The organism is Haemophilus haemolyticus M19501, assembly GCF_000222025.1.
Classification (GTDB): domain Bacteria; phylum Pseudomonadota; class Gammaproteobacteria; order Enterobacterales; family Pasteurellaceae; genus Haemophilus; species Haemophilus haemolyticus_G.
The window spans coordinates 214320-231438 of record NZ_AFQO01000003.1 but is presented as its reverse complement, the minus strand read 5'-3'; the positions used below and the strand labels follow the sequence as shown (position 1 = coordinate 231438).

At 38.9% G+C, this 17119-nt stretch carries 15 protein-coding genes, 1 other RNA gene and 1 pseudogene; 10 read left to right on the top strand and 7 right to left on the bottom strand.

The window, feature by feature from the left end; translation table 11 throughout:
• Nucleotides 1-13: 13 nt before the first annotated feature.
• The 6 genes from GG9_RS06910 (at nucleotide 14) to cydC (ending at nucleotide 6915) form a co-directional block, all read left to right on the top strand.
• Nucleotides 14-430 carry a hotdog fold thioesterase gene (locus GG9_RS06910; RefSeq protein ID WP_005630414.1) on the top strand — a complete coding sequence of 139 codons (417 nt, stop codon included), beginning with the start codon at nucleotides 14-16 and terminating at the stop codon, nucleotides 428-430.
• The gene (gene hemH, locus GG9_RS0108510; RefSeq protein ID WP_032825030.1) at nucleotides 427-1398 is read left to right on the top strand and encodes a ferrochelatase; all 972 of its coding nucleotides are present in this window, start codon (nucleotides 427-429) and stop codon (nucleotides 1396-1398) included. Before GG9_RS06910 ends, hemH begins: the two co-directional genes overlap by 4 nt.
• A 78-nt stretch (nucleotides 1399-1476) precedes the next feature.
• Nucleotides 1477-2334, top strand: coding sequence for a co-chaperone YbbN (locus GG9_RS06915; RefSeq protein WP_005630410.1), 858 nt, complete (start codon nucleotides 1477-1479; stop codon nucleotides 2332-2334).
• A 73-nt stretch (nucleotides 2335-2407) separates the two neighbouring features.
• Nucleotides 2408-3364: a thioredoxin-disulfide reductase gene (trxB, locus tag GG9_RS06920; RefSeq protein ID WP_005630407.1), complete on the top strand. Its 957-nt coding sequence runs from the start codon at nucleotides 2408-2410 to the stop codon at nucleotides 3362-3364.
• 60 nt (nucleotides 3365-3424) lie between these two features.
• Nucleotides 3425-5185, top strand: coding sequence for a heme ABC transporter permease/ATP-binding protein CydD (gene cydD, locus GG9_RS06925; RefSeq protein WP_005630404.1), 1761 nt, complete (start codon nucleotides 3425-3427; stop codon nucleotides 5183-5185).
• Nucleotides 5185-6915, top strand: a complete 1731-nt coding sequence (cydC, locus tag GG9_RS06930; protein WP_005630400.1) for a heme ABC transporter ATP-binding protein/permease CydC — start codon at nucleotides 5185-5187, stop codon at nucleotides 6913-6915. The genes cydD and cydC overlap by 1 nt, the downstream gene beginning before the upstream one ends.
• Nucleotides 6916-6935: 20 nt before the next feature.
• Here cydC and ffs read toward each other — a convergent pair.
• Nucleotides 6936-7034, bottom strand: an RNA gene (gene ffs, locus GG9_RS09250) — signal recognition particle sRNA small type.
• A 129-nt stretch (nucleotides 7035-7163) separates the two neighbouring features.
• On the opposite strand from ffs, the gene nrdG reads away from it, so the two are divergent.
• Complete coding sequence (gene nrdG / locus GG9_RS06935) at nucleotides 7164-7631, top strand: anaerobic ribonucleoside-triphosphate reductase-activating protein (RefSeq protein ID WP_005630398.1); 468 nt, start codon at nucleotides 7164-7166, stop codon at nucleotides 7629-7631.
• Between the two features lie 56 nt (nucleotides 7632-7687).
• Here the strand turns inward: nrdG and hpt are convergent, their stop codons facing one another.
• From hpt to GG9_RS06960, 5 genes are all read right to left on the bottom strand, one after another.
• Nucleotides 7688-8227 (bottom strand): hypoxanthine phosphoribosyltransferase, encoded by a 540-nt coding sequence (gene hpt, locus GG9_RS06940; protein WP_005630396.1) that lies wholly within the window; start codon nucleotides 8225-8227, stop codon nucleotides 7688-7690.
• A gap of 505 nt (nucleotides 8228-8732) precedes the next feature.
• Entirely contained in the window at nucleotides 8733-10043 is a 1311-nt protein-coding gene (locus GG9_RS06945) for a fimbrial protein (RefSeq protein ID WP_005630395.1), read from the bottom strand.
• Nucleotides 10044-10062: 19 nt separating this feature from the next.
• Entirely contained in the window at nucleotides 10063-10728 is a 666-nt protein-coding gene (locus GG9_RS06950) for a fimbrial protein (protein ID WP_005630393.1), read from the bottom strand.
• 13 nt (nucleotides 10729-10741) lie between these two features.
• Nucleotides 10742-13255, bottom strand: a complete 2514-nt coding sequence (locus GG9_RS06955; protein WP_005630391.1) for a fimbria/pilus outer membrane usher protein — start codon at nucleotides 13253-13255, stop codon at nucleotides 10742-10744.
• A 94-nt stretch (nucleotides 13256-13349) separates the two neighbouring features.
• The gene (locus GG9_RS06960; RefSeq protein ID WP_005630389.1) at nucleotides 13350-14063 is read right to left on the bottom strand and encodes a fimbria/pilus periplasmic chaperone; all 714 of its coding nucleotides are present in this window, start codon (nucleotides 14061-14063) and stop codon (nucleotides 13350-13352) included.
• 609 nt (nucleotides 14064-14672) lie between these two features.
• Between GG9_RS06960 and GG9_RS06965 the strand changes: the two genes are divergently transcribed.
• Nucleotides 14673-15311, top strand: a complete 639-nt coding sequence (locus tag GG9_RS06965) for a fimbrial protein (RefSeq protein WP_421800045.1) — start codon at nucleotides 14673-14675, stop codon at nucleotides 15309-15311.
• Nucleotides 15312-15407: 96 nt separating this feature from the next.
• Here GG9_RS06965 and GG9_RS09245 read toward each other — a convergent pair.
• Nucleotides 15408-15494: pseudogene (locus tag GG9_RS09245) on the bottom strand (SlyX family protein); the annotation flags it as partial.
• A 210-nt stretch (nucleotides 15495-15704) separates the two neighbouring features.
• Here GG9_RS09245 and GG9_RS06970 point away from each other — a divergent pair.
• Complete coding sequence (locus GG9_RS06970; RefSeq protein ID WP_005630385.1) at nucleotides 15705-16115, top strand: hypothetical protein; 411 nt, start codon at nucleotides 15705-15707, stop codon at nucleotides 16113-16115.
• Nucleotides 16116-16347: 232 nt separating this feature from the next.
• Nucleotides 16348-16887: a type II toxin-antitoxin system YafO family toxin gene (locus GG9_RS09165; RefSeq protein ID WP_080563567.1), complete on the top strand. Its 540-nt coding sequence runs from the start codon at nucleotides 16348-16350 to the stop codon at nucleotides 16885-16887.
• Nucleotides 16888-17119: the final 232 nt, after the last annotated feature.

Here is a 17119-nt window from a genome sequence, read left to right as displayed (position 1 = left end):
TATAAAGATAAAAATGCTCTGGAAAAAAACTTTTACCCTTGAAAACTTAAATCAACTTTGCTCCAACAGTGCAGTTAGTCATCTTGGCATTGAAATTTCTGCTTTTGGCGAGGATTGGATTGAAGCGACGATGCCTGTGGATCATCGTACTATGCAGCCGTTTGGTGTATTGCACGGTGGGGTTTCGGTTGCTTTAGCTGAAACAATTGGTTCTCTTGCGAGTTCGCTTTGTTTAGAAGAAGGCAAAGCTACGGTTGGATTGGATATTAACGCCAATCATCTTCGCCCTGTTCGTTCAGGTAAAGTGACTGCAAGAGCCACACCAATTAATTTGGGCAGAAATATCCAAGTTTGGCAAATTGACATCCGCACAGAAGAGAATAAACTTTGTTGTGTTTCTCGATTAACCCTTTCCGTAATCAATTTATGACAAAATCCGCAAAAATCGGCGTGTTACTTGCCAATCTAGGCACGCCAGATAGCCCAACACCGAAGTCAATTAGCCACTATTTATGGCAATTTTTAACGGATCCTCGCGTGGTAGATTTACCGCGTTGCAAATGGTATCCACTGCTTAAAGCCATTATTTTGCCATTGCGTTCAAAACGTATCGCTAAAAATTATCAAGCAATTTGGACAAAACAAGGATCGCCTTTACTTGCCATTTCGCGACAACAAAAAGACGCATTACAAGCCTATTTAGATAAGCAAAATATCGATGTCCAAGTAGAAATTGCCATGACGTACGGCAATCCATCAATGCAAAGTGCGGTGAAAAACTTGCTTAAAAATCAAGTTGAGCGAATTATTGTTTTGCCTCTTTATCCGCAATACTCTAGCTCAACCACGGGCGCAGTATTTGATGCTTTCGCTAATGCTCTTAAAGAAGAACGAGGATTAGTGCCTTTTGATTTCATCCATTCTTATCATATTGATGAAAATTACATTAATGCCTTAGCCGACTCCATAAAAGTGCGGTTAAAATCCGATGAGTTTTTGTTATTTTCTTATCACGGTATTCCTCTGCGTTATGAAAAAATGGGCGATTATTATCGTGAACATTGTAAACAAACGACTATTGCAGTTGTTAATAAGCTGGGCTTAACAGAAAACCAATGGGGAATGACGTTTCAATCTCGCTTTGGACGTGAAGAATGGCTACAGCCTTATACCGATACATTTTTAGAATCTGCTGCAACACAGAACATTCAAAAAATTGCTGTTGTTTGCCCAGGTTTCTCCGTAGATTGTTTAGAAACCATTGAAGAAATTGACAAAGAAAATCGAGAAAATTTCCTAAACAATGGCGGGCAATCTTATCAATATATTCCTGCACTTAATGTAGAGCATGCACATATTGAAATGATGGGAAAATTGATCTTAAAGAAACTTGATTAATAATAGAAATGGTAAAACGTTTCTAAAATCTTCCGCACTTTGCTAAAATCAGCCATTATTTTTTCACAAGGATAAAACATGGCTGATTTTCCTTTTATCGTTGAGATCAACGAACAAAATCTTACTGAAATACTGCAACAATCCTTAGAAAAACCACTTGTCATCAATTTTTATGCACCAACGCATAAAGAATCGGCAGATTTTTTGGCATTACTTGAGCAAGTTGCAGAACAATATCAAGGACAATTTATTCTTGGAAAAGTAAATTGTGAAAAAGAGCAAATGATTGCCGCACAATTCCGCATCCAAGCATTGCCAACCACCTATTTGTTTAAAGAAGCACAGGCATTAGATGCATTTCCAAGCGTGCTTGATAAATCTTCATTAATCCAACGATTAAGCATTATTTTACCTAAAGAGGAAGATTTAAAATTCCAACAAGCGTTAGATTTCTTGCAAGTAGAAAATTACGAAGCTGCATTGCCATTATTGAAAGATGCGTGGGAACTTTCAGATAAGAAAAACAGCGATGTTGCTCTACTCTACGCTGAAACCTATATTGCAATGAAGAAAACGGAGCCAGCACAGGAAATTTTAAATCAAATTCCATTGCAAGATCGTGATAGTCGTTGGCACGGATTACAGGCACAAATTGAGCTACAAATTCAAGCTGCAGATACGCCTGAAATCCAACAATTACAAGCTGATTATGCCAAAAATCCAACGCCTGAAATTGCAATAAAACTTGCCGTACAACTTCATCAAGCAGGACGAAATGAAGAAGCATTAACACTACTTTTCGGCATTTTAAAAACAGATTTAAGCACACAGAATGGCGAAGTTAAACAACAATTTTTATCTATTTTAAGCGCAATGGGCAATGCTGATCCGCTGACAAATAAATTTCGTCGATTGCTTTATTCGCTGCTTTATTAAGCAAAAAGTTTATAATCAGTAAAATGCAACTTATTGCATTATATTATTACTTAACTACAAACAAGGATTCTTTATGTCAGATACCAAACATGCAAAACTTTTAATTTTAGGCTCAGGTCCTGCTGGTTATACGGCAGCCATTTATGCGGCACGTGCAAACTTAAAACCTGTATTGGTAACGGGTTTGCAACAAGGTGGGCAGCTGACCACTACAGATGAAATTGAGAACTGGCCAGGCGATTTTGAGATGACTACTGGTTCAGGTTTAATGCAACGTATGTTGCAACACGCAGAAAAATTTGAGACAGAAATCGTCTTCGATCATATCAATCGCGTAGATTTATCTTCTCGCCCATTCAAACTTTTTGGCGATGTACAAAATTTCACTTGTGATGCGTTAATTATCGCAACAGGTGCCTCTGCACGTTATATTGGCTTACCTTCAGAAGAAAACTACAAAGGTCGTGGTGTTTCCGCTTGTGCAACCTGTGATGGTTTCTTTTATCGCAATAAGCCTGTCGGTGTGATTGGTGGTGGAAATACTGCGGTGGAAGAAGCGCTTTACTTAGCCAATATTGCAAGTACAGTGCATTTAATTCACCGTCGCGATAGCTTCCGTGCGGAAAAAATCCTTATCGACCGTTTGTACAAAAAAGTGGAAGAAGGAAAAATCGTTCTGCATACTGACCGCACTTTAGATGAAGTGTTGGGCGATAACATGGGCGTAACGGGCTTACGTTTAACCGATACAAAAACGGGCGAGAAAGAAGAACTCAAATTAGATGGCTTATTCGTAGCGATTGGTCACTCGCCAAATACGGAAATTTTCCAAGGGCAACTAGAATTAAATAATGGCTATATCGTTGTAAAATCTGGTCTTGAAGGCAATGCAACAGCCACTTCTGTGGAAGGCGTGTTCGCAGCAGGCGATGTAATGGATCACAATTATCGCCAAGCCATTACCTCCGCGGGAACTGGTTGTATGGCAGCATTGGATGCAGAACGCTATTTAGACTCTCAAGAAGCATAAATCTTCTAACCAATTCCCCTCTTTTAAAGAGGGGAACTTTCTCTATATCACGATAAAACTATGAACAAACTTCGCCAAAAATATTTACAAAAATGGCTTCGCGCACAACAAGAACCTATCAAAAAATTAATGCGTGTGAACATTGTCTTAGCTACGCTTTCTTCATTCATTTTAGTCGCACAAACTTATTTTCTTGCGACGTTGCTCGATAAATTGATTATACAAAATGTGCCTCGTGATGAACTTATTCCTTATTTTCTCGGGCTAATTATCGGCTTCGGGATGCGTGCCATTATTTTATGGGTAAGAGAAAAAATTGGCTTCCGAAGCGGACAATTATTACGCAACCATATTCGTCAAAAAATTCTGGATAAAATCCATCTTGTCGGTCCTGCGACAATCAATCAAAAACCAGCTGGAAGTTGGGCAAGCATTATGTTAGAACAAGTAGAAAACTTACATAATTTCTATGCCCGTTTTCTGCCTCAACAAAGCCTTTCAGCCATTGTTCCAGTGGTTATTTTCATTGCTGTATTTCCGTTGAATTGGGCTGCAGGCTTAATCTTAATGATTACCGCACCGCTTGTTCCTCTGTTTATGATCATTGTCGGTATTGCTGCGGCTGACAACAGCCAAAAAAATATGGATACCCTTTCTCGCCTAAGTGCCCAATTTTTAGATCGCTTACGCGGCTTGGAAACCTTGCGTCTTTTTAACCGCACTTCTGAACAAACTGAGCATATTGAAAACGCCACTGAAGATTTTCGTGAGACCACAATGGATGTGCTAAAACTCGCTTTTCTCTCTTCTGCTGTATTGGAATTTTTTACCTCTATTTCCATTGCACTGATGGCGGTCTATTTTGGTTTTAGCTACTTAGGTCAAATTGAATTTGGCACCTATAATGCACCGCTTACACTTTTCACAGGTTTCTTTTGTTTAATTCTTGCACCTGAATTTTATCAACCCTTGCGTGATCTCGGCACTTATTACCACGACCGCGCAGCGGGTATTGGTGCAGCAGATGCCATTGTTGATTTCTTAGAAGCTGATTATTTAACCGTTCATCAAAATGAAAAAACAATTTCTTTAGAAAGTGCGGTTGAAATTTCTGCCGAAAATTTAGTGGTGCTTTCGACACAGGGTTCAGCATTAACCCAACCTTTAAACTTCCAAATTCCAGCAAATCACAATGTTGCACTTGTAGGACAAAGTGGTGCAGGTAAAACTTCATTAATAAATGTTATTTTGGGCTTTTTGCCTTATGAGGGCTCGCTCAAAATTAATGGTCAAGAACTTCGCGAAAGCAATCTAGCTGACTGGCGAAAACATATTGCGTGGGTAGGACAAAATCCATTGTTATTACAAGGCACAATTAAGGAAAACTTACTACTTGGCAATATTCAAGCCAACGATGAAGAAATTAATCAAGCATTAATGCATTCTCAAGCGAAAGAATTTACCGATAAACTTGGACTTCATCACGAAATCAAAGATGGTGGATTAGGCATTTCTGTGGGACAAGCGCAACGTCTTGCCATTGCTCGTGCCTTGTTACGCAAAGGCGATTTGCTTCTGCTTGATGAACCAACCGCAAGCCTAGATGCGCAATCAGAAAATCTTGTTTTGCACGCATTGAATGAAGCAAGCCTGCATCAAACTACGCTGATGATCACCCACCGAATTGAAGATTTGAAACAATGTGATCAAATTTTTGTGATGCAACGAGGAGAAATAGTACAGCAAGGTAAATTTGCCGAATTACAACATCAAGGTTTCTTTGCTGAACTGCTCGCTCAACGACAACAGGATATCCAATAATGCGCACATTACTTCCCTTTATACGTTTATTTAAATTCGCCAAATTTCCGCTTATTTTAGGCTTGGTGCTGATGATTTTAGGATTGGGATCCAGCATGGGCTTGCTTACCATTTCAGGCTGGTTTTTAGCTGCTACAGCCATTGCAGGACTAGGAACGCTATTTAACTTTTTCTACCCTTCAGCCAGTGTGCGAGGTTTAGCTATCGGGCGAACCGTCATGCGCTATTTTGAAAAAATAGTGACGCATGATGCAACATTCCGCATTTTGTCCAAATTACGCGTACAAGTATTTGAAAAAATCATTCCTTTAAGCCCAGCGGTATTAAATCGTTATCGCAACAGCGATTTGTTAAATCGTTTAGTGTCCGATGTGGATACACTTGATAGCCTCTATTTACGTTTACTTGCACCATTTTTCACGGCTGCATTTGTGACTATTGCTATAACGATTGGACTTAGTTTTATCAATATTCCACTTGCACTGAGTTTAGGTTTATTTTTGTTAATTTTATTAATAATTATCCCAACCATTTTTTATCGCTTAGGACAGCAATTTGGCGAACGCTTAATCCAAGCACGCGCGACCTATCGAACCCAGTTCTTAGAATTTATCCAAGCACAAGCCGAGCTTTTATTATTTAATGCAGAAGATAAATTAAAAGAGAAAATGTCAGTCACAGAAAAAACATGGCAGGAAGATCAAGCCAAAGAAGCAAAATTAAGCGGATTTTCGACCGCACTTGTTCTGTTTCTAAATGGTTTGTTGATTTCTGGAATGCTATGGTTTGCAAGTAACGCCGATTTTGGCACAGATGAATATCGCACGGCTTATATTGCACTTTTCACTTTTGCTGCGCTTGCCGCCTTTGAGATAATCATGCCATTGGGTGCAGCATTTTTACACATAGGTCAAGTTATTGCGGCAGCAGAGCGAGTGACCGAAATCATTGAGCAAAAACCGCTTATAGAGTTTAATGGTAACGAGGAATTTGAAACAAAAGTGCGGTTAATTTCAGCAAATAATTTAAGTTTTTCCTATCCCGAACAAGAAACGCTTGTATTAAAAAATCTTACATTAGATTTAGAACAGGGCAAAAAAATTGCTATTTTAGGCAAAACAGGAAGTGGAAAATCTTCACTTCTTCAACTTTTAGTACGCAATTATGATGCAAATCAAGGCGAGCTTTTATTAGCAGAAAAACCCATTTCCGCCTATTCAGAAGAAACATTACGCCGCCAAATTTGTTTTTTAACTCAACGTGTTCACGTATTCAGCGATACACTTCGTCAAAATTTACAGTTTGCAAGTGCGGATGAAATTTCTGATGAAAAAATGATTGAAGTGCTACATCAAGTTGGTTTAAGCAAATTACTTGAGCAAGAAGGAAAAGGTTTAAATCTTTGGCTGGGAGATGGTGGTCGTCCACTTTCTGGAGGGGAACAACGCCGTTTAGGTTTAGCCCGTATTTTACTCAATAATGCGCCAATTTTATTGTTAGATGAACCAACAGAAGGTTTAGATCGCGAAACTGAACGTCAAATTTTACGTTTAATTCTGCAACATGCTGAAAATAAAACCCTAATTATGGTTACTCATCGTCTCAGTTCAATTGAACAATTCGATAAAATTTGCGTAATTGATAACGGAAGATTAATCGAAGAGGGCGATTACAATAGCTTAATCACAAAACAAAATGGTTTCTTTAAAAGATTGGTTGAGCGAGTATAAGAAAAGGAAATTGGGCGGAAACTTTCCCAGCTTCTTCTCGGCACACAGTAATTCCGACTTTGGCTGCTTTCTTCCGAACCTGACCGAGTAAACCAGACACCGTTGCGAGAGACCGAGAAAGTTTCCATTGATATCGCAAATGCGATTGCTCGCTATTATGCAGAATTTATTGCCTTATTGCAAAGATTAATTCAAAAGTGCGGTGAATTTGGCGAGAATTTAAGCCACATTTTCAGGATTTTTATGAAATGAACTACCTCCAATACTACCCGACCGATGTGATTAATGGCGAAGGCACAAGATGCACACTTTTCGTCAGTGGATGTACGCATGCTTGCAAAGGTTGCTATAACCAAAAAAGTTGGTCATTTTCAGCAGGTGTATTATTTGATGAAGCGATGGAACAACAAATCATCAATGATTTAAGAGACACACGCATTAAACGCCAAGGGCTGACGCTTTCAGGTGGCGATCCACTTCATCCTCGCAATGTAGAAACATTATTGCCCTTTGTGCAACGCGTAAAACGAGAATGCCCCGATAAAGATATCTGGGTTTGGACGGGTTATAAACTAGATGAATTAGACGAACAACAACGTGCTATGTTGCCTTATATTGATGTGTTAATTGATGGGAAGTTTATCCAAGAACAGGCAGACCCAAGTTTAGTTTGGCGAGGCTCAGCAAATCAAATTATTCATCGATTTAAGCTATAAAAAGTGCGGTTAAAAATTCATTTAAAATTTCAACCGCACTTCTCAATAAAATCAAATTATTCTTCTAAAACAACTTTACCGATATAGCCTAAATTACGATGGCGTTGCGCGTAATCGATACCATACCCCACCACAAATTCATCAGGAATTTCAAAACCAACCCATTCAACAGGCACTTCCACTTCGCGGCGAGAAGGTTTATCAAGTAACGTACAAATTGTAAGGCTCGCAGGCTCACGTAAATTCAAAATATCACGCACTTTTTCCAAGGTATAACCCGTATCAATAATATCTTCCACAATTAAAACGTGTTTACCTTTTATATCGCCGTCCAAATCTTTGGTAATACGAACGTCGTGATTCGTGGTCATACCTGTGCCATAACTTGAAGTTGTCATAAATTCAATTTCCACAGGTAAATTTATCTGACGAACGATATCCGCCATAAACATAAAGGAACCACGTAAAAGCCCTACGACAACAAGGCTATCGATCTGTTTTTCTTGATAAAATTTTGTAATTTGAGCACCTAATTCAGCAATACGTGTATGAACATCATTCTCTGAAATTAAAACATCTACGTGGTGTTTTTTCATTGTGTTTCCTTATGAAATAGCGGGATAAAATCGTTTGCTATTTTACAAAAAAAAGACTGAAGTTTAAACCTTCAGCCTTTGTATTCCTGCCCTACATTATTATTGATATGACATTGTGAAAGTGGCGGCGGCTTTGACTTTTCCTTCGGTTAAAACACCTCTTGTTGTGTCTTTAACGTAATAGTTGTAGGGTGGGCTTCAGCCCACCTTTGTTATGGCTAAATGGATAAAAAACGGTGAGCTAAATGAATAAAAACGGTGGGCTAAAGCCCACCCTACGATCTATTTTAAAGCACCGCCTTTATATTCCACCCTACATTATTACTGATATGACATTGTGAAAGTGGCGGCGGCTTTGACTTTTCCTTCGGTTAAAACACCTCTTGTTGTGTCTTTAACGTAATAGTTGTAGGGTGGGCTTCAGCCCACCTTTGTTATGGCTAAATAGATAAAAAACGGTGAGCTAAATGAATAAAAACGGTGGGCTAAAGCCCACCCTACGTTATTATTGATATGACATTGTGAAAGTGGCGGCGGCTTTGACTTTTCCTTCGGTTAAAGCACCTCTTGTTGTGTCTCTAACGTAATAGACTTTGAAAGTTTCTCGGGCGTTTGTATCCCCTTCACTAGGTTGTTGGTGTACTGCAAATTGTCCAGGATTCTTCATATTAGCTGAATCAGGTCCATATTTAACCGAATCGCCATTACCACTATTACGTTTGATTATTAAACTAACGCCTGTGGCTTGTCCGCTGCCTGTTTGTGTTTTGAGTAAGTCGCTTGAACCGTTGTTTGTAGTGTTTTGTTCGCCTTTGAAAGTAATCATTACACGAGGGAATAACCATTGGTTGTTTATTTGGTTTTCTTGTCTATTGCAAGATACCCTTAATCTAAATGAACCACCCTCAATTTCATCTGTGTTATCAAATTCGCTTTTTTTGACTTTTTTTAATGTAACAATAGAGGGTACACCTCCATTATTCGATAGATAACATTGGCGTTGTTGGTGTATTAAACGGATTTTTGGGGGTTGTAATTTAACGGTTATACTTCCCTTATCTTCTATGATAAATGTTACTCTTTTGTTATTTTGAAATTGGCTTCTTTTTAATTTAATATAGCCTAAGTCTAAATCTGTTAATAGTATATCTTGCACATTATTTGGTATTTGATTATTAAGAAGATGCAATTTTACACGGACTAGGAAATAAATAGATACAGCATTATTAAAATATGTTTCAATATTACCCACTTGGGCAATACCAGAGTTATCAATATTTAACGGCGGTAAATAAGCATTATGACCTGGATGTTGTGTTCCTAATTGAAACGATACGCCTACTGATTGGTGTTCATTAAGCCGAAAAATAGTATCCCCATCAGGGGTAACTTGATCCGTTGCGGTTAATTTACTTTTATTAAGATGAAATTCAAGTGGTAATATGGCTTTAGGACAATTAGTACAAGTAAATCCCCCAAAAGAATAGCCTGAATCCCCTGTTACGGTGGTGTTAATCCAAGTGCCTAGTGAGTTAAATGGCGTGAATGAACCATTTGTACTGTCACTAGAAAAAGCATCAGCTTTCGGATTATCTCTAGCTCTAGAAAAAAGAACTATCTCAGGTTTTGTTGATCTTGCAATCAAACTACTAGATCCAGTAAATGTGAAAGTTTTTATTGATTGAATACCCAATTTATCTTCTGAGTGAGCCTGCTTCGGAGCCGCCATTGCTGGATACGCGGAAAAAAGAAATAATAGCACCATAAGATATGGTAAAAGAGAGAGATGGAGCGGGCTTGATTTTAATGTTTTCATTTTATTTGCCTATTAAAAATTACTTATACTGCACTTGAAAAGTTGCAGTGGCTTCAACGTCGCCTGCGGTGGCGGCACCTGTGGCGTAATAACGTGCGAAGTAGTCAAAACGGGGTTGAATAACCGTGCCGTTTTGCGCTTTGCCTGTGTCGGGGGCTTTCACATTATCGGATTGGCTACCATCCACCTTGACAGTCGTGCCTGCACCGTCGGCTTTGACAATTTGAATGCCAACATTGGTGGCTTTGCCGCTGCCTGTGACGTTAGGAAGATAAGACTGCCCTGCTGTTGCACCGCTAAATAACAGGGCGGATTTTTCTGCATCAACTGCCTTGCATTCTTTTAACGTGATGGAAAAAGGCACGGGGGCGGCGGTTTGCCCTGCAAGGCGTAAATTAGCTTTCCCCACTGTTGGCAGGGTAACAGTGCGATTTTGGCTGTCTGTTTCAATTTTACAAGTGCCATCACTTAAAATCTCCCCTTCAAAGGTCACTTTGCCATCAGCGGCATAAGCAGGCCGTGCCACAATGCAATCAAGCAGAGCCACGCAAGCAAGCAGAGCCAGACGATGAAGCCTAAAGCATTTTGAGCCACTATAATTTGCTCCACTATAATTTGCTCCACTACAAGAAGCGGTGGATTTTTGATGGAAAAGTGCGGTTAATTTTTTGGGTGTTTTTTGCATAAATCCTCTTCAATTATTCTGCGGTTTTGCATTGAATATCGTGGCTTTGTATTTGTGCGTTATCCAAATCAACTTGATAGTGGAAGCGACATTGTTCGCTTTCTCGCTCGCCCCATTTGACGATTAACTCGCCTTTTGGCTGGGTAAGTTTATTAGCGAAAAGCACGCCCCCTTGCACCACATCGCCCACAAATGCCCCTTCGCTATCTTGTGCGGTGGATGCCATTGGCACTGGCTCGCCATTTGGCAAAGTGAGGTTAAATAACACCATTGTGTTTTTGCCCGTGCGGAAATCCACTAAGCTAATTGAATTTGCACGAGGAATGATTTGGCGTTCAGTGGCTTCAAATTCCACATTCGCCTCAGCATCAGATGGATTGATACCGATATAATTGATTTCATACGGGCTGGTGTAAGGCATAACCGCATTGCCGAAATAATCAAGGCTCACATTGGCACCTGATTCCACTTTTGCCCCTGCGGCATCTTTGGCGTGAATAATGGCAAAGCTTTCGCCAACAGGTTGGCTTAAAGTAATACCGTGTTTGTGTGCCACGACAGCACCACTTACGCCTAATGAAGTAGAGCGATTTTTGAGGCTGTCACGGGAATAAGAAGCACGATAGCTACCAATGCTATTGTTATGTGCAAGGTTTGCATCATAACTGCGGTAGCCTTGATTATTGCGTGAAGCGTTAATGCCATAACTCCATTGATGACGTTCGCCAAAAGAGCCATTTACGCCAAGTCGTTGGTTAATATCGTTACCACTACGAGAATAACTACTATCTGCAGAATGGTTATCGCCTAATGGCAGGCTGAGACTCAAATAGATGCTGTTGTCACGTTTGCCCGTTTCTTTATCAATACTCTGTGAGAGGTTTACAGAGTAATTGAGAATGTGGAAGCTGTTTGAATAGGCAACTTGATATTGCGTATTCGTGCCACGTTTTTCCCAATAATTATAGGTTTGCCCTGAAAGATAGAGATTTCCCCAATTCCCCAGACTTTGGCTTAAACTTACTTGAAACTGATTTTTTGGGCGGTAAATTTCAGGCAAATACGCACCGCTAAATTGTCTGAAAGTGCGGTTAAGACCAATGGTGTCGCTTAAGGTGTAAAAATCCCGTGAAGAATAGCGATAGGCTGCCAACGTGATATTGGTGCCACTTTCATTGAAGTTAATACTATAACTGCCGTGCAAGCTGTAGCCGTTTTTGCTCACATTTTTTAGCGGAAATTCAGCATGCGACCAAGTGGCATCGGCAGAAAACGCCCCAATCGGCGTGTTTAATCCAAAACCAAATAGCCCTGCACGATAATGGCGAGTGTAAAGCAGGCTTGAATTCAGCGTGAGATGATTAGTTAAACCATATTGCAACACGCCTTGTAACACCCGTTCATCAAAGGTGCGGCTGTCAATGCGATAACGTCCGCCAGCTAATTGATAACGCAAATGCCCCACACGCATTAATGGGGCAAGATTAGAAAACGGCACAATAAATGACCGCACTTTGCCATCACTTTCTTGGATTTCCACCGTTAAATCGCCGCTATAACCGCTGGCATACAAATCGTTAATCACGAAAGGCCCAGCGGGAACGGTGATTTGATAAATCGTATAGCCATTTTGTTTGATGCTGACTTTGGCGTTTGTGTTTGCCACGCCACGCACCACTGGGGCAAAACCACGTTGTGATGGAGCAAGCATTCTATCATCAGAGGCAATACGCAAACCACGCATACCAAAATTTTCGCCAATGCGGGCTGTGCTGAAAAAATCCCCAACAGTGACATTGCCACGAAGCAGGGCGAAATCTCGTTGTAAATAGGTATCGCCACGTTCGTAATGATTTTTGCCCTTATCAGTAAAACCCGAGCTACTTTGGTTTTCAAAACGGCTAAAACTGCCGCTATGACGCAATGCCCAGTTGCCAAAATTTACGCCACTACGCAAACCCACATACAAACTTTCGGATTTTACTTCGGGATTACCAGAACGATAATAGTTGATATCGTAATTTGCAAAAGCGGCATTGGTGCCAGTTTGCCAGCGAGATGGCGCAATATAGCCTCTTGGTCGGCGAATAGTGAGAGCTTGAGGGAGCTCAAGTTTCAATTTCATTTCGCCGCTTTGATATTCAAACGTGCCTTGAGGAATGGCATCAGAAGCAAAGACACAAGTGTCATCTTCTGAATTGGGCGATTTCACAATGGCTTCATCCATCAAATCCAGTATTTCTTGAAGTTTAGGCGTAAAGCATAATTCTGCCCGACCTGTGGCAGGATTATCAGCAAAAATAATATCGCTTTCGCCTTTTTCTTCATTATTCACATAGATTTGAGCTTCATAACGCCCTGGTAACACGGCATTTTTTACATTAAATCGGGCAAAATCAACGCCCAACACCGAACCATCTCCCCAAAGAGAGGCATCAAATTGATCTTCCGCCCACGCTAAAGGATTTGCCAATAGCAGTGAACAAGCAAACGCAATTTTATTTAAGGGAAAAATTTTTGTTTTCACAGATTAATCGTTCTTTGTGGTTGTAGGGTGGGCTTCAGCCCACCTTTGTTATGGTTAATCGGTGGGCTAAAGCCCACCCTACACGAGTTCGTTATTATTGAGCGATGGCTTCGCCTTCTTGGTCGGCACCGTAATCATTAACCAATACCCATTTCAATTTATCGCCAGAACGCACGCCTTTGGCTTCAAATACCGCTTGAGAAAAAGGCGCAACCATTTTGACATTTTTCGCAGGTTTATTTTGATGTAACAAACCAATATAGTTCATATAATAAGGTGTTTGATTATCCACCAACACCCCTTCAGGCGTGGCTTTAAACACTACTTTTTTCATTGCATCAAAAGAATCAATCGAGAGTTTCGCAGGGCGATAAAACAACTTCAAACGTGAACGAATGGCAATTTGCATAAAACTGCCGTGTTTTGCCAGAAATGCTGCATCAGGTTTCGGCGGAATATCTAACAAATTAAAATAAAAGAGGCTTTCGCGATCGTCAGGCAAAGGCTCGCCGCCTGTGAACGTAATCCGCAAACTTTGCCCTGATTTTGCTTCCACGCGAGCAACAGGCGGGGTAATCACAAAAGGGGTTTTGGTGTATTTTGGATCGGCATTTGGATTACCATTATCAATCCAGGCTTGCACCAATGCTGCCGAATCATCATTATTTTCCAGTTTAACGATAACATTTTTCTGCCCAGCGGGATAAATCACTCTGGTGCCAGTGATAATCACATTTGCATTGGCTGAAAATGCACAAAGTGCAGTAAAAAATAGTGCGATAAAAAATAAAAGTGTTTTTTTAAACATTGTTTTCCCCATTTCAACATAATTAAATCCGTAAATTGGGCTAAGCCCATATTTATCCTTATTCATTTCCCCGTAGGTGGGGCATAAGCCCACCGCGCCTAATACATTACAGTTGTTTGATTATGTTCCGCGTGGGCTTACGCCCACCCTACAAATCTTTTTTATATGTCTCCACGTGGGCTTACGCCCACCCTACAAATCTTTTATATGTATCCACGTGGGCTTACGCCCACCCTACAAATCTTTTTTATGTGTCTCCACGTGGGCTTACGCCCACCCTACAAATCTTTTTTATATGTCTCCGCTAATCTCGTAGGGTGGGCGTAAGCCCACGCGTTAAAAAAGTGCAATGCCTCGTGTTGTAAGGTTTTCTCGTCTTTCCCACGTAAGCTAAAGCCAACCTACAGCGAAAATTCAAAATAAAATATGCAATTTTTTTCAAAAAGAACTTTAATTATATATATATGTATATATAATGGAAGCGTTTTTTACTTTTTTTGGGAAAACAAATCTTGCTGTTTATTGAGGCTTTGGCATTTTGATAAACGGTTTATATTCATCTTTTGCCTTATTTATAAGGCGCAAACCTCTTTTATGGAGCAATTTATTATGAAAAAAACACTACTTGGTAGCTTAATTTTATTGGCATTTGCGGGAAATGTGCAGGCGAATGTTAATGCAGAAACCTCTGGTAAAGTTACTTTCTTTGGTAAGGTTGTTGAAAATACTTGTAAAGTGAAATCAGAACATAAAAATCTGAGCGTTGTGTTAAATGATGTAGGTAAAAATAGTTTATCTACTGACGGAAATACTGCGATGCCAACGCCATTTACGATTACATTGAACGATTGTCAAATTGCCGCTCAAGGCAATAATCAAGCGAAAAAAGTTGGGCTATATTTCTATTCTTGGGACAATGCGGATAAGAATCACAACTATACATTGAAGAATATGACAGGTACAGATAAAGCGAGTAACGTTAATATTCAGCTTATGGAAGCTAATGGTACAACACCAATTAAAGTAGTAGGTAAAGAAACGGAAGATTTTGTTCATTCGAACGCCAATGGAGTACAAGGAACACAATTAGACTCAACCGCCGTAGCGAATAAACATATTTCGGGCAGTACAGCATCAACAAATAATAACTCAGTTGACCTCCATTTTATTTCTCAATATTACGCAATAGGTCAAGCAACCGCGGGCAAAGTACAAACCTCAGTTGATTTCCAAATTGCTTACGAATAATTCCTAATGTAACGCAATCTAAGCCCACGCGTTTGTTATATCCCGCGTGGGCTACGCCCAGCCTGCAATTACTTTTCATTCTCTACATCACAAAAATTAATAATAAGGCGGGGGTGTTTCTTCAGATTGGCTTGCAATATTAGAGGGTTGAAAATCTTTTAATTTATTTGCCAATACATCGAGCAACAACAAACACCCGATTAGTTAGCCTTGAAACGGCTACGCCGTTTGTTTCTTATATCTCCGCTCTAAAAAACGGAGTTTTACGGCTGGATCTGATAAATTTTCTGCTTTTATACATTATGGAAGTTGTAATGGAAGTTGTATTTTTCCTGTAATTAAGTATTATACTTAACATAAATTAAACAAAGTATATCTATTCAATTCTGTATTATGTCTAAACTACCTCCTCTTTCTATTGGAAAAACTTTCTTTGTAGGTTTGTTTGCTGTAGCGATTGGAGCATCCAAAACAAGTTCTGATCTTCCATCCTCTTACAATGCTACAAATAAAGCTATCATTCAAGTTACTAAAAGTATGAATAATGAAAAAATTAGAGAGATTAAAGAGTTGATCAATAATCATAAAACTCCTTTAAAAACTATTGATCAAACCAAGATTCTAGAATTTAAAAACTTTATCAATGAGATTAGTAGTGATATTTCAGAACTAAATGATGGCATTTATGAATTACTTGTTCTATTAAAAGATATTCAATCTAATATCTCGTTCTTAAAGAAAAATCGAAGTTTTTTTACTAAACAAGTAGCTAAAAAGTGCAAAAATATATATTCAATATGTTGAGTCTTTAGAGGGCATTCTTTCAATAAAAAGAGAACTAAATTTAGATTTGGCAAAAAATGAAAAAAGTATACTAAGAGAAATGCAATTAATTAGAAGTGGCTTAAGAGACATTTCAATAACCATAAAGGATATTTCTTTGTTATCCTTTCCAAAGAAAAAAATAAAGAATTAAATGTAGAACATTGTGAGTCTAAAATCAAATATTCATTACGATCTTCTATTAATAAGTCTAATGAGTATTTCTCGGTTTAACTTAAATATTAATATGCTCTTTTTTCTTAAAAAATCTCTAGATTATAAAATCGACAAATTACAATTAATTGCGCTAGGAAAAGATATTCAACAGATTGAGAATATTAACGAATGCCGAGCTCAATCACAACATATTGATGATTGCGATGAATTAGAATATCCCTTACAACTAGGAAAACAGGGGCGTCTAGGGGTATCTATAGAAGGTAAAATTATAAATAGAGACCAATATAATTCTTTAATATCTAAAATACATATCGCATTAAGTGATGAAGATTTCAAATCTCCCAAGTGGAAACGTAAAACTGCTGAATCAAGAACTAGCGATAATTACGTCTTGTATATAAAACATCCTAATATTTCAAATTGTATCCTTATCTTGGGTGTTATAAGCCCTGATGCCCATAGTCGGATTGAAAATGATAAATCTTTAATACAGAAATTAATTAATATTGCGAATTCTTTTACAAATTTGGATAGTAAAAATGAAATCTTAGAATGTGATAATTTTATTTCATAGATAACTTATATACCATCTTTAAGCATAGTAAACAAAAAGAGGGGCATAAGCCCGCATTTATCCTTATGCCACCCTACAGGTACGTGGTGTTTTTTCATTTTGTTTCCTTATGAAATGACAGGGGATAAAATCGTTTGCTGTTTTACAAAAAAAAGCTGAAGTTTAAACCTTCAGCCTTTGTATTCCTGCCCTAATCACATATATCCACAATGATTGGTCAAAGTCATATCAG

Excerpts from the sequence above, each read along its gene's own strand:
- GG9_RS06970 (WP_005630385.1), top strand. The coding sequence starts at position 15,705 with ATGTCTAAACTACCTCCTCTTTCTATTGGAAAAACTTTCTTTGTAGGT.
- trxB (WP_005630407.1), top strand. The coding sequence starts at position 2,408 with ATGTCAGATACCAAACATGCAAAACTTTTAATTTTAGGCTCAGGTCCT.
- GG9_RS06950 (WP_005630393.1), bottom strand. The coding sequence starts at position 10,728 with ATGCAAAAAACACCCAAAAAATTAACCGCACTTTTCCATCAAAAATCC.
- GG9_RS06915 (WP_005630410.1), top strand. The coding sequence starts at position 1,477 with ATGGCTGATTTTCCTTTTATCGTTGAGATCAACGAACAAAATCTTACT.
- hpt (WP_005630396.1), bottom strand. The coding sequence starts at position 8,227 with ATGAAAAAACACCACGTAGATGTTTTAATTTCAGAGAATGATGTTCAT.
- hemH (WP_032825030.1), top strand. The coding sequence starts at position 427 with ATGACAAAATCCGCAAAAATCGGCGTGTTACTTGCCAATCTAGGCACG.
- cydD (WP_005630404.1), top strand. The coding sequence starts at position 3,425 with ATGAACAAACTTCGCCAAAAATATTTACAAAAATGGCTTCGCGCACAA.
- GG9_RS06945 (WP_005630395.1), bottom strand. The coding sequence starts at position 10,043 with ATGAAAACATTAAAATCAAGCCCGCTCCATCTCTCTCTTTTACCATAT.
- GG9_RS06960 (WP_005630389.1), bottom strand. The coding sequence starts at position 14,063 with ATGTTTAAAAAAACACTTTTATTTTTTATCGCACTATTTTTTACTGCA.
- cydC (WP_005630400.1), top strand. The coding sequence starts at position 5,185 with ATGCGCACATTACTTCCCTTTATACGTTTATTTAAATTCGCCAAATTT.
- nrdG (WP_005630398.1), top strand. The coding sequence starts at position 7,164 with ATGAACTACCTCCAATACTACCCGACCGATGTGATTAATGGCGAAGGC.
- GG9_RS06910 (WP_005630414.1), top strand. The coding sequence starts at position 14 with ATGCTCTGGAAAAAAACTTTTACCCTTGAAAACTTAAATCAACTTTGC.
- GG9_RS06965 (WP_421800045.1), top strand. The coding sequence starts at position 14,673 with ATGAAAAAAACACTACTTGGTAGCTTAATTTTATTGGCATTTGCGGGA.
- GG9_RS09165 (WP_080563567.1), top strand. The coding sequence starts at position 16,348 with ATGAGTATTTCTCGGTTTAACTTAAATATTAATATGCTCTTTTTTCTT.